Origin of the sequence: Leeuwenhoekiella blandensis MED217, from assembly GCF_000152985.1 — a bacterium.
Lineage (GTDB): Bacteria > Bacteroidota > Bacteroidia > Flavobacteriales > Flavobacteriaceae > Leeuwenhoekiella > Leeuwenhoekiella blandensis.
Genome location: NZ_CH672395.1, coordinates 2,388,195 through 2,400,458 on the forward strand (window position 1 = coordinate 2,388,195; position 12,264 = coordinate 2,400,458).

Here is a 12,264-nt window from a genome sequence, read left to right on the forward strand (position 1 = left end):
AAGATGGCCTCAATATAAAATTACGCAGAGAAATAACTTTGCATAATCTACTATTCTTTTATCTTTGAACGATACCCCTCACTAAAAACGGTACTACCGCAATTTTGGTGAGATTTCAATATTTCAGTATATGCGCGAGGCGGCTTTCGTGAAGCAAAATAAGGACAAATGGATAAGATTTGAAAACGTTCTGTCTGGGAATCAAATAGATTTATCACCAGACGAACTTTCAGCTTTATATCTTGAAGTTACAGATCATTTAAGTTTTGCCAAGACCTTTTATCCGCAAAGTAAAACCACGCAATACTTAAATCATCTCGCTTCACAATCCCATCAAAAAATTTATAAAACCAAGCGCGAATCCAGTACCCGCTTTATCACTTTTTTTACTGAAGAGTTTCCGTTGCTGATGTTCAACTATCAGAGACAGCTTTTGATTTCTTTTTTAGTTTTTGCCCTGTTTTGCATTGTAGGTGCTTACAGCGCTGCTACAGACGGCGCTTATGTACGTACCATTCTTGGTGATGCCTATGTTAATATGACTCTTGAGAATATTGCCGATAATGACCCGATGCGCGTGTATAAAGAAATGAATGAGGTCGAAATGTTTATGGGGATTACGGTAAACAATATTAAGGTAGCCTTAATGGCATTTATTTTCGGAATTCTATTGAGTTTAGGCTCGCTTTATATTATGATGCAAAACGGAATAATGCTGGGTTCCTTTCAATATTTCTTCTACGATAAAGGCTTGCTTTGGGAGTCTATGCGCACGATATGGATACACGGTACCATTGAGATTTCGGTTATTATTATTGCCGGTGCCGCGGGCTTGGTTCTAGGAAATGGAATTTTATTTCCAGGCACGTATTCGCGGCTCGAGTCTTTTAAACGCGGTATGAAAGACGGCTTAAAAATCGTGGTGAGTACGATTCCGTTTTTTATCATTGCCGGTTTTCTCGAAGGATTTGTCACCCGTCATACCGAAATGCCCGATTGGTTAGCGATCTTAATTATCTCAATTTCTTTGTTACTAATTTTATTTTACTACGTCGTATACCCTAGAATACGTTATAAAAAACAACTACACGCTTTAGATGAAAGAACTGATTACCTTTAAAAAACAACGCGAGTTAGGCGACATCATTACAGATACTTTTAAATTCATTCGGCTAGAATACAAACCTTTATTTAAAGCGCTTTTGCGTAATGCTGCTATTCCATTTTTGATATTGATAGGTATTTCGGCATATTACACCGGCGTTACTACAGATATTTCAATACTTGATAACGGGTCTTTTAGTTTTGTAAGCTTCTTTCTACCTGCCCTTGCCATGTTTATTGCGATGTTTTTTTATTATGGTGTACTTTACGGGACCGTTTTGAACTACATCAAATTATATATAGATCATCAAGGCACGGTGGATCAAGACGAACTTAAAACACATGTGAGAGCCGATCTGGGGAGCTTAACCGGACTTACCTTTTTAATCGTAATTATGATTTCTTTTGGTATGATGCTTTGCTTCTTACCCGGTGTTTACGTTGCTGTACCTTTATCACTAACCTGGGCCATACTTGTATTTGAAAATAAAGCTGTGGGAGACTCTATTTCAGACAGTTTTAAACTTATAAAAAACGAATGGTGGATCACCTTTGCGACAATGTTTGTCCTTGGTCTTTTGCTTTATATCGCGAATATTGTGTTTTCACTGCCGGTAATCATTTACAGTGTTGCCAAAGGATTTCTTTCGGCTGAGACGATCTCACAAGGCGACATGTCTAGTATGTTTGATTGGGTTTACGTTTCACTAAGCGTGCTTTCTTCGGCAGTACAATATATTTTGGCAGGGATTTTTGCCGTGGCTGTCGCTTTCATTTATTACAATCTGAATGAAAAGAAAAACCAAACCGGTACTTTTGAAGCCATTGAAAGTATTGGTTCTGACCATTAATGATCAAAAAACTAATTTACATACTCGTTTGTTTTTTTTCTTTTGCAGGTTTTGCTCAAACCCCGGGTGATTCTACCGCAACAGAAAAGCAAATAATCTATGACGATAGCCAGGTGGCTCCGGTTTATTTTGATGAACAAGCCATCGATGAATATCGGCAAGATGACTCCTTTGATTATGTAGCTTTTGTTCCGCCAGATACTATTTGGACACGTTTTAAAACCTGGTTAAACGATCTTTGGTCTTCTTTTATTGAATGGATTTTACAAGGAAGCGAAGCCACAGGTATTTTAGGCTTTTTAGTTTCTGCCCTACCCTATTTGATCATTCTTGCGGTTGTAGGTTTACTCGTGTGGTTGTTTATGCGTATAGATCTCGCCGGATCACCGCTTAAAAAAGACAGTTTAAATAAGGTTATACTTTCTGATGAACAAGAGATCATTGAGACTCAAAATATTCAAGAGCTCATAGATGCTGCCCTAAAAGCGCAAAATTATCGCCTTGCGGTGCGCTTTTATTATTTACTCTTACTACAAAAACTGGCACAAAAAGACATCATCGACTGGCAAGTACAAAAAACAAATGCCGACTATGTTTACGAGATTAAAAACGAGGTACTGCGCACAGATTTTACCAGACTCACGCGTATTTATGATTTTATCTGGTATGGTAATTTTGAAGTAAGTCAAAACGCCTTTTCAAAGGCAGAACAAGAATTCAAAAAAACAACTTCGAGTCTATGAGCAAGCGCTATAAGATAATGGCCGGAGTTTTAATTGCATTTCTTGCAGTTCTAATTTTAGCTGAAGCTTCACAACCCGAGCCTATAAATTGGTTTCCGGGTTATGGAAAACAGGATAAAATTCCTTTTGGAACCTATGTTTTCTATGAGCAGCTTCCTGAGGTTATCGACGCAGAAAGAATTGAGGAAGTCAACATTCCGCCTTTTGAGTTTTTGCTAGACACTACGATTCCTAAAGGAAGCTCTTATTTTTTCGTTAACGGAAACGTATATAACGATGCTTCAGAAAGCAATAAAATACTACAATGGGTAGGTGAAGGAAACACCCTTTTTGTTTCGGCTAAATCTATAAGTCAAACAATTTTAGACAGCCTTTGGTTAAACCTCAGTTATTACAGCGAGACCGCTAATCTGAAGAAAAGACCTCTAGTGAATTTCACAAATCCACGGTTGAAAGCAGCGCGTCCCTTCCGCCTTAACAAGGATGTAGGAACGGTTTATTTTGATGAAATCGACACCCTTAGAACTACAGTACTTGGTGAATTTGATTTAATACGAGACGATGATTCTTCGCAGATCAAAAAGCCTAAAATCAACTTTATAAAAACACCTTACAAAGAAGGAACGGTGATTTTACATACTTTTCCAGAAGCTTTTACCAATGTTTTCATGTTAGACAGTCTTAACGCTAATTACACAGCAAAAGTCTTGTCTTACCTCCCACAACAAGGAAAGGTTTATTTTGATCAATATTATAAAAACAGTAAATCGTATGCTGTTTCACCATTGCAACTTATCTTGACCAATAAATACCTCAAATGGTCTTGGTATTTGCTTGCACTCGCTGCTTTGCTTTGGGTAGTTTTTGAAGGTAAAAGAAAACAACGCAGCATTCCTATTATAAAACCGTTACCCAACAAGACCTTAGATTACACCAGAACTATTGCCGGAATGTATCTTGACAAAAAGGACAACAGGCAAATTGCGATGCATCAAATCAATCATCTGCTGGAATATATTAGGAGCTCCTATTCGTTAGCTACAGAACGTTTGAATCTTGAATTCATAGAAAAGCTAAGTGCAAAAAGTGGCAGAGATCAAAATCAAATAAAAACACTCATAGATTACATGGTCCTGATACGACAGAAGGCTGAAGTGAGCGAAGACGAACTTATAAAGCTGAATACGCTTATAGAAAATTTTAAAAACACCCATTAATTATGGAAGACGAACATAAAGAACCTGAAAACCAAAATCTAAATACACCACAGGATTCCACAGATGAAACTTCAGAGAATTTAGAGTTTCAGAGCAGAATTCCGCTAGAAGAGTTACGTGATAACGTAGCTGCTTTAAAAGCTGAATTGGCTAAAGTAATCGTGGGGCAGCACGAGTTTATAGAACTATTGATCGTTGCCTTGCTTTCTGATGGTCACGTTTTGATCGAAGGTGTACCGGGAATTGCAAAGACAGTTACAGCAAAACTTTTTGCAAAAACCTTAAGTACCGGTTTTAGCCGAATACAATTCACACCAGATTTAATGCCCAGTGACGTCTTGGGAACTTCGGTATTAAATATGAAAACCAGTGATTTTGAGTTTAAACACGGACCTATTTTTTCAAACATTGTGCTTATTGATGAGATTAACCGCGCGCCGGCAAAGACACAAGCAGCACTTTTTGAAGTGATGGAAGAACGCCAGATCACTATCGACGGGCATCGTTATGATCTAGAAAAACCCTTTATGGTTTTGGCCACTCAAAACCCTATTGAGCAAGAAGGAACTTACGCCCTGCCAGAAGCACAGCTTGACCGTTTCTTATTTAAGATCAAAGTGAATTATCCCGACCTTGAAGACGAGATCGAGATTCTAAAATCACAAAACGAACGTACGGGCACACAAGCCGAAGCGATCAATAGTGTGCTGTCTCCAGAGAAACTTCAAGAATACCGTGAACAAACCCGTAAGATTCTTGTAGAAGAAAAAATCCTTAATTACATCGCATCGATTACAGTCAAATCACGTACCCATCCGCATTTATATTTAGGTGGATCTCCTCGTGCTTCGTTGTCGATTATGAATGCTGCAAAAGCATTCGCCGCGATTGCCGGTAGAGATTTTGTAACTCCTGAAGATGTAAAGCGATCAGTAACTCCGGTTATGCGGCATCGTGTGATTCTCTCCCCAGAACGAGAAATGGAAGGTATGACACCGGAAACAGTGATCGACATGCTAGTTCAATCTGTTGAAGTCCCTCGTTAGTGCGCATCATCAACTTCATAAAACACTTATATCTCGGCAAGCGTGTATTTTTTATACTCGCTGCCCTTATTGTGCTGTTTCTTTTTTCCTATTGGTGGCACAGCCTTTTCAGCATTGCTCTCTTAGGTGCCTTTTTCCTGAGTATTGCTTTCCTGTATGATGTGATCATTCTTTTCAGAAAAAAAGACGCAGTTAGCGCTTCGCGAAAACTTCCCGAGAAATTTTCTAATAGTGATCTTAATGAAGTTCCCTTAGAAATTCAAAGCAAGTACAGCTTCAATACACGTTTTTCTGTGATTGATGAGATTCCTGTTCAATTTCAAAAACGAGATTTTTTAAAAATCGGAAGCATTCCGCCCCGCGGAAAAGCCATATTAAACTATCAACTAAGACCTGTAGAACGTGGGGTCTATACTTTTGGACGTCTTAATATTTACATTTCCTCTCCATTAAAACTTGCCAAACGCAGGTTTACCTTTGGCAAAGATCAAGAGGTCAAAGTATATCCTTCATTTATTCAAATGAAGAAATATGCTTTTCTGGCTATTGACAATAAGCTGACACAATTTGGTCTCAAAAAAATCAGACGCATCGGTCACACGATGGAGTTTGAGCAAATTAAAGAATACGTGAGTGGAGATGATGTGCGCACCATAAACTGGAAGGCAACAGCAAAACGCGCAGAACTGATGATCAATCAGTTTCAAGATGAAAAATCGCAACCGGTTTACTCGATCATCGATGCCAGCCGGGTAATGAAAATGCCTTTTAATGGCCTTACCCTACTCGATTATGCGATAAACAGTTCGCTTGCCTTTAGTAATATCGCTTTGAAAAAAAACGATAAAACCGGATTGTTAACCTTCAGCAATACCATACACAATCATCTTTCTGCAAGTAGTAAAAAAACACATTTAAATACTATTCTTGAGGTACTTTACTCCATCTCTACAAACTTTTTAGACAGTGATTTTGGAAGACTTTATGCCGAAGTAAAACGTAAAATCACGCATCGCAGCCTCCTGCTGTTGTACACTAATTTTGAACATAGCAGCGCAATGCAGCGCCAATTGCCTTATCTCAAAGGTATTTCGCGAAAACATGTTTTAGTTGTTATCTTTTTTGAAAATACAGAACTTGAAGATCTAATTGCTAAAAAAGCGCAAAACACACCGGAAATCTATCATAAGACGATTGCTCAAAAGATGGATTATGAGAAAAAACTTATGGTTAAAGAACTTGAAAGAAACGGAATTCAAGCGGTTCTTACTAAACCGAAAGATTTGACTGTAAATACCATCAACAAATATCTCGAGATTAAAGCACGTGGTATACTGTAAACCGGTTTGAAAGAACAATTACTTTTTAAGAAATCATCTTACACTTTTTAGACTAAAAAATAGCTTGTAAATTTTTGATTTACTCCTATCCTATTTTCTACTGAAACCCCTTATCTTTGCAGCCTAAATTTTTACTATGATCCAAGTTACTTTGCCAGATGGCAGTGTAAAAGAATTTGAAAGCGGAACAACGCCTTTTGATGTTGCAAACAGCATAAGTGCCGGACTTGCCCGCAATGTTATTTCTGCCAAATACAATAATAAAACTATTGAAATTACCACGCCACTTACCGAGGATGGCGCACTGGTATTGTTTACTTGGAATGATGATGAAGGTAAAAAAGCCTTTTGGCATTCTTCGGCGCATATACTTGCACAGGCGTTAGAAGAATTATATCCTGGTGTAAAACTCACTATAGGACCTGCGATAGATAAAGGATTTTATTATGATGTAGATCTGGGAGACCGTTCGCTTAGTGAGAATGATTTCAAGAAGATCGAAAATAAAATGCTTGAAATCGCTCGCGGAAAGCACGAATTCTCAATGCGCAGTGTATCTAAAGCAGATGCGCTTGAGATGTACAAGAAGCAAGACAATCCTTATAAAGTAGAATTGATCGAGAACCTGGAAGACGGTACGATCACCTTCTGCGATCACGATACCTTTACAGATTTATGTCGTGGTGGGCACCTGCCAAACACCGGCTTTGTAAAAGCGGTAAAATTGATGAGTGTTGCGGGAGCATATTGGAGAGGAGATGAAAACAAACCGCAGCTTACGCGTGTTTATGGAATTTCATTTCCGAAGCAAAAAGATTTAAAAGAATATTTAGAATTACTTGAAGAAGCAAAAAAACGCGATCATAGAAAACTAGGAAAAGAGCTTCAGCTTTTTACTTTTTCGCAAAAAGTTGGTCAAGGTCTGCCATTATGGCTGCCTAAAGGTGCCGCTTTGCGTGAACGCTTAGAAAACTTTTTAAAAGCTGCTCAGAAAAAAGCAGGTTACGAGATGGTCGTTTCTCCACACATTGGCCAGAAAGAGCTTTATGTAACTTCTGGGCATTATGCAAAATATGGAGAAGACAGTTTTCAGCCTATTACTACTCCGGCAGAAGGTGAAGAGTTTTTACTAAAACCTATGAACTGCCCACACCACTGCGAGATTTTCAATGCCACGCAGTGGAGTTATAGAGACTTACCTAAGCGCTTTGCAGAATTTGGTACGGTATACCGCTATGAGCAAAGCGGTGAATTACACGGACTTACACGAGTACGTGGATTTACGCAAGATGACGCACATATTTTCTGTACTCCAGATCAACTGGATGATGAATTTATGAAAGTGATCGATCTTGTTCTTTATGTTTTTGGTTCATTAGGTTTTGAAAACTTTACTGCTCAAGTTTCTTTAAGAGACCCTGAGAATAAAGAAAAATATATTGGTACTGACGAAAATTGGGCAAAAGCCGAAAATGCGATTATCAATGCAGCAAAGGCTAAAGGTTTAAACTATGTTGTAGAAACCGGAGAAGCTGCATTCTACGGACCTAAACTAGATTTTATGGTAAAGGATGCCTTAGGTCGCAGTTGGCAGTTAGGAACCATTCAAGTAGATTATAACCTTCCTGAGCGTTTTGAACTTGCTTATAAAGGCAGTGATAATGAAGAACATCGTCCGGTTATGATTCACCGTGCACCTTTTGGAAGTATGGAGCGTTTTGTAGCCATATTGTTGGAGCATACCGGTGGAAATTTCCCATTATGGCTTATGCCTGAACAAGCTACAGTGTTAACACTCAGTGAAAACTATGAGAATTACGCGCAAAATGTATTAACTTTGCTCGAGAATCACGATGTTCGCGCCACGATTGATGATCGTGGAGAAACCATGGGGAGAAAAATTAGAGAAGCAGAAATGCAAAAAACTCCTTACATGTTAATTATTGGTGAGAAAGAAGCTAATGATGGTACGGTTTCTGTACGTAAACATGGTGGAGAGGATTTAGGAACAATGACCGTTGCAGATTTTGCCAAAATTATTGAAGCCGAAATCGCTCAGACATTAAAAAAGTTTGAAGTTTAATTAAAATTTTATAGCCATAGCAATACGTAGAAAAAGATCAAGAGGACCAGCAAGAGTCCAAAAGCAAGACCAACACAATATCAACCAAAAAATTCGTGCACGTGAGGTGCGCCTTGTTGGCGATAATGTAGAAATGGATATTTATCCTACCAGTAAAGCACTGGAAATCGCTCAAGAATTGGAGCTTGATTTGGTGGAGATTTCACCAAATGCAAATCCTCCAGTTTGCAAGGTAATGGACTACAAAAAGTTTGTTTACGAGCAAAAGAAACGTGAAAAAGCCATTAAGGCAAAAGCGTCTAAAGTTGTTGTAAAAGAAATAAGATTTGGTCCTAACACAGACGATCACGACTACGAGTTTAAAAAGAAACACGCGATTAAGTTCTTAGAAGAAGGAGCAAAATTAAAAGCGTATGTATTTTTTAAAGGGCGTTCAATAATATATAAAGATCAAGGTCAGATTTTATTGCTACGTTTAGCACAGGATCTTGAAGAGTATGGTAAAGTTGAGCAAATGCCAAAATTGGAGGGTAAACGTATGATTATGTTTATGGCTCCTAAAAAGAGTAAATAGAAGTCCTTAGACTTGATAAAATATAAATCCCGACCTTTTTTAAAAGGCCGGGATTGTTTTGATTTATAAAAATCATACAAACAGCAATAAGCGGAATAATTAAATAAACTAGGAATTATGCCTAAAATGAAAACAAAAGGCAGTGCTAAAAAGCGTTTTAAGCTTACAGGTACTGGTAAAATCAAAAGAAAGCACGCGTTTAAGAGTCACATCTTGACTAAAAAGTCTAAGAAACGTAAGCTAGCGTTAACTCACGATACTTTGGTACACAAAGCTGACGAGAATAACGTGAAAATTATGTTACGTCTTAAATAAGCACGTAACCGGTTAAATTATTTTATAAACCCTGGAGTTGGGCAAAACCAAAAATATAAGAGTTTTGAAAGTGGTGCTTGTCACCCGCCTGCTACAAAAACAATTAAATTATGCCAAGATCAGTAAATTCAGTTGCTTCTAGAGCCCGAAGAAAAAAGGTAATGAAGCAAGCCAAAGGTTACTTTGGAAGACGTAAAAACGTCTACACAGTTGCTAAAAATGCGGTGGAAAAGGCTATGCTTTATGCATACCGTGACCGTCGTCAAAAGAAAAGAAATTTCCGTACATTATGGATTACTCGTATCAATGCGGGTGCTCGTATGCACGGGATGTCTTACTCTCAGTTTATGGGTAAAGTTAAAGCTGCAAACATCGAACTTAACCGTAAGGTACTTGCAGATTTAGCAATGAATCACCCAGAAGCTTTTGAAGCAATCGTAAATAAAGTAAAATAAGGCTATAACGCCTAATTAAACAATACTCCGCTTAGAAATGAAAAGCCCGATCAATTCGATCGGGCTTTTCTATTTTTTAATATCAGCGTTAAAGGATTCAATAATTTACCTTTCTTACTTCCAATTAAAAATGATTTCCTTTTCCATATCTGGATGAAGACTGTTCAACACAGGGCAAGTTTTTGCAGTGTTCTCCAAAATTTTCTTTTCCTTTTCAGTCTGCACTCCTTGTAAATTGAGTTTAATTTCTACCCTTGCAATTCTTCTAGGCTCTGCCTTCATTATTTTGGTAACTTCTGCAGTCGAACCTTTAAGTTCAACGCCTTTCATCTGCTTCGCCTTAATCCCCATCACTGTAAGCATACAACTAGCTAATGCAGTCGCTACCGTATCTGTGGGCGAGAAAGCTTCTCCTTTTCCATTATTATCAGTAGGAGCATCAGTTATGAATTTGTCACCAGATTTCACGTGTTCACATTCGGTACGCAAATCACCAAGATAAATCACTTTACTCGTCATAATTCTAATTTTTTAAATAAGAAGATTCGCTTGATTCTACCGGAAGCTCCACCACAATCTCTTCTAAATTCTCACCGTATTTTAGAATATAGGCCGCGGTATTAAAATATCCTGCAGATACCGGATCTTGCACATAATTGAACTTATTTTCTACATACTGCGTCAAATAACCTGCATCTGCTGCGTCGTACAAACTCTCAGAGGCTGCCAGTCTTAAAATAGTATCAAAAGTGATATCGTAGCCACGTACTGCATAACTATTAGGTACATAACCGTATTTATTTGAGTACGCCTCAACAAAAGAAGCGTGCTTTTCATTGTAAGAACGATCAACTGATGGGAAATGAAAATTAAGTTTCATCAGGGTAATATTTGAAACATCATCACTCTCATATGCTGAACCCTTATCTGTGGTTAATAAGGTAATCTTTTTATCTGCAAGCTGGGTAGATAAATTGGTCGTTGTATTACTTATAAGTGCAACATCATTTGACTCAAGAATCACCCAGTTTTCGATTGTTTCTGAAAGCTTATCTGTCAAATCACTCGCCTTTAAATAAGATCCGTTATCAGAAGATTCTGGATACACGATACGAGCATCAGGATATAAAGCTGTTAGCTCATTTCGTTCTTTAAGGTGCTTGGAATCTGCAACGATTACTATATTTTTCCCCTTACCTTCCAGTTTGATGAACTGCATCATCTGTTGCTTTAAAATCTCATCGTCAGGTCTGGACTGAAACATGTTTGATCGCATCGCCACGTCAGGTACGATTGGAGAAACTACAGGTATTGCGCGTTCACGAAGTAATTGACTCGCTTTCTCCACGTTTGAAGTCAAAAGCGGGCCAATAACCGCATTCATGTTAGAAAAGTCATTAGAACGTATGATATCCTCAACTTTTCGATCGTTACCGGCTTTACCGTCTGCTCGGGAATATTCGGTATCAAACGCTACTAGCTTTGTTGATATTCCAAGTGCTTTTGCCGAGTCTACAGCCATAAGAACACCGCTATAAAAATCTAAAGCTATATTCATCACCCGGTCGTTTTTTAAAACCTGTTTGCGAACATCACCGGTATCTACTACTGTTTTACGTAAATTAAAGGGTAGCATTACCGCAATATTTTTGGTAGATCTATTTACCAAATTATCTGCTAACTTCACAGCTTGCCCTTCTACAGTCACTGCCGATGCACCTGTTAATTTTTCTTTTGGTAATTTTAAAATCATTCCGCTTTTGAGACCATCAACCAATGCAGGATTCAATGCAATAAGTTCTTCTTCGGTCATATTCCAGCGCTCTGTAAGTCTGTAAAAATTTTCCTTCGGCTTTACTTCATAAAACCCATATTTACTTTCTTCAAGAACAGCATCCTTAGCATAAGATTTGTCTGGAACATTAATGATGTCACCTATTTGTAGACCATCAGAAATCTCCGGATTCATCTGCTCCAATTCTTCAATAGTAATCCCATACATAGAAGCCAGACCGTATTTGGTTTCCTTTGGTTTTACTACGTGTTTTCGCTTCGTTAATGCAGGCTTTGCAGTTTCATCAGCTGCAACTTCATTCTTGTTGGGTATTTTAACGATCTCTCCGTTTCTCAATTCGGCACTATACAAATGCTTATTGTAACGCTTAATTTCAGATTCACTTACGTCATATTTCTTTGAAAGCTTGTAGAGCGTTTCGCCCTTTGCTACGGTATGCAAAACAAATTTACCGTCTGCAGAAAGTTCTGAACCACCGGGAGCTGATTTGCCTCCTGGTAAAATAAGAACTAGACCAGGGTACAATTTAGCTTTAGCTTCAGGATTGAGCCGATAAATCTCGTAAACAGTAACATTATATTTATTGGCAATAGTAGATACTGTCTCCCCTTCACGCACTTGATGACTGGCATATTGCTGCTGCCCAATACTCGAACAGCTAAAGACCACGAAAATAAAAACGAAAAGAATTGTGATGTTTTTCATTGTAGTTATTTTTTACATCAATACCTCATAAGATTA

12 protein-coding genes are annotated in these 12,264 nt (G+C 38.1%); 10 read left to right on the forward strand and 2 right to left on the reverse strand.

What is annotated here, in order from left to right; translation table 11 throughout:
* The first annotated feature begins 130 nt into the window (after positions 1-130).
* The 10 genes from MED217_RS10280 to rplT all read left to right on the forward strand — a co-directional run bounded on the left by MED217_RS10280 (position 131) and on the right by rplT (position 9,728).
* A complete protein-coding gene (locus tag MED217_RS10280) occupies positions 131-1,120 on the forward strand; it encodes a stage II sporulation protein M (RefSeq protein WP_009780452.1) in 990 nt (329 codons plus the stop codon).
* Positions 1,098-1,955 carry a YciC family protein gene (locus MED217_RS10285; protein ID WP_009780453.1) on the forward strand — a complete coding sequence of 286 codons (858 nt, stop codon included), beginning with the start codon at positions 1,098-1,100 and terminating at the stop codon, positions 1,953-1,955. The genes MED217_RS10280 and MED217_RS10285 overlap by 23 nt, the downstream gene beginning before the upstream one ends.
* Positions 1,955-2,698 carry a DUF4129 domain-containing protein gene (locus MED217_RS10290; RefSeq protein WP_009780454.1) on the forward strand — a complete coding sequence of 248 codons (744 nt, stop codon included), beginning with the start codon at positions 1,955-1,957 and terminating at the stop codon, positions 2,696-2,698. Before MED217_RS10285 ends, MED217_RS10290 begins: the two co-directional genes overlap by 1 nt.
* Complete coding sequence (locus tag MED217_RS10295) at positions 2,695-3,915, forward strand: DUF4350 domain-containing protein (protein WP_009780455.1); 1,221 nt, start codon at positions 2,695-2,697, stop codon at positions 3,913-3,915. The genes MED217_RS10290 and MED217_RS10295 overlap by 4 nt, the downstream gene beginning before the upstream one ends.
* Before the next feature lie 2 nt (positions 3,916-3,917).
* Positions 3,918-4,961, forward strand: a complete 1,044-nt coding sequence (locus MED217_RS10300) for an AAA family ATPase (protein ID WP_009780456.1) — start codon at positions 3,918-3,920, stop codon at positions 4,959-4,961.
* Entirely contained in the window at positions 4,961-6,301 is a 1,341-nt protein-coding gene (locus MED217_RS10305) for a DUF58 domain-containing protein (protein WP_009780457.1), read from the forward strand. The genes MED217_RS10300 and MED217_RS10305 overlap by 1 nt, the downstream gene beginning before the upstream one ends.
* 136 nt (positions 6,302-6,437) lie before the next feature.
* Complete coding sequence (thrS, locus tag MED217_RS10310; protein WP_009780458.1) at positions 6,438-8,384, forward strand: threonine--tRNA ligase; 1,947 nt, start codon at positions 6,438-6,440, stop codon at positions 8,382-8,384.
* A gap of 22 nt (positions 8,385-8,406) precedes the next feature.
* A complete protein-coding gene (infC, locus tag MED217_RS10315) occupies positions 8,407-8,958 on the forward strand; it encodes a translation initiation factor IF-3 (protein ID WP_088124385.1) in 552 nt (183 codons plus the stop codon).
* Positions 8,959-9,075: 117 nt separating this feature from the next.
* Positions 9,076-9,273: a 50S ribosomal protein L35 gene (rpmI, locus tag MED217_RS10320; RefSeq protein ID WP_009780460.1), complete on the forward strand. Its 198-nt coding sequence runs from the start codon at positions 9,076-9,078 to the stop codon at positions 9,271-9,273.
* Between the two features lie 110 nt (positions 9,274-9,383).
* Positions 9,384-9,728: a 50S ribosomal protein L20 gene (gene rplT / locus MED217_RS10325; protein WP_009780461.1), complete on the forward strand. Its 345-nt coding sequence runs from the start codon at positions 9,384-9,386 to the stop codon at positions 9,726-9,728.
* A 114-nt stretch (positions 9,729-9,842) separates the two neighbouring features.
* Here the strand turns inward: rplT and MED217_RS10330 are convergent, their stop codons facing one another.
* Complete coding sequence (locus tag MED217_RS10330) at positions 9,843-10,247, reverse strand: OsmC family protein (protein ID WP_009780462.1); 405 nt, start codon at positions 10,245-10,247, stop codon at positions 9,843-9,845.
* 4 nt (positions 10,248-10,251) lie between these two features.
* Positions 10,252-12,228 carry a LysM peptidoglycan-binding domain-containing protein gene (locus tag MED217_RS10335; RefSeq protein WP_009780463.1) on the reverse strand — a complete coding sequence of 659 codons (1,977 nt, stop codon included), beginning with the start codon at positions 12,226-12,228 and terminating at the stop codon, positions 10,252-10,254.
* Positions 12,229-12,264: the final 36 nt, after the last annotated feature.

Bases quoted from the DNA above. Each gene is read 5' to 3' on its own strand.
- MED217_RS10295 (WP_009780455.1), top strand. From the start codon at position 2,695: ATGAGCAAGCGCTATAAGATAATGGCCGGAGTTTTAATTGCATTTCTT.
- rpmI (WP_009780460.1), top strand. From the start codon at position 9,076: ATGCCTAAAATGAAAACAAAAGGCAGTGCTAAAAAGCGTTTTAAGCTT.
- rplT (WP_009780461.1), top strand. From the start codon at position 9,384: ATGCCAAGATCAGTAAATTCAGTTGCTTCTAGAGCCCGAAGAAAAAAG.
- MED217_RS10330 (WP_009780462.1), bottom strand. From the start codon at position 10,247: ATGACGAGTAAAGTGATTTATCTTGGTGATTTGCGTACCGAATGTGAA.
- MED217_RS10285 (WP_009780453.1), top strand. From the start codon at position 1,098: ATGAAAGAACTGATTACCTTTAAAAAACAACGCGAGTTAGGCGACATC.
- MED217_RS10290 (WP_009780454.1), top strand. From the start codon at position 1,955: ATGATCAAAAAACTAATTTACATACTCGTTTGTTTTTTTTCTTTTGCA.
- MED217_RS10335 (WP_009780463.1), bottom strand. From the start codon at position 12,228: ATGAAAAACATCACAATTCTTTTCGTTTTTATTTTCGTGGTCTTTAGC.
- MED217_RS10280 (WP_009780452.1), top strand. From the start codon at position 131: ATGCGCGAGGCGGCTTTCGTGAAGCAAAATAAGGACAAATGGATAAGA.
- thrS (WP_009780458.1), top strand. From the start codon at position 6,438: ATGATCCAAGTTACTTTGCCAGATGGCAGTGTAAAAGAATTTGAAAGC.
- MED217_RS10300 (WP_009780456.1), top strand. From the start codon at position 3,918: ATGGAAGACGAACATAAAGAACCTGAAAACCAAAATCTAAATACACCA.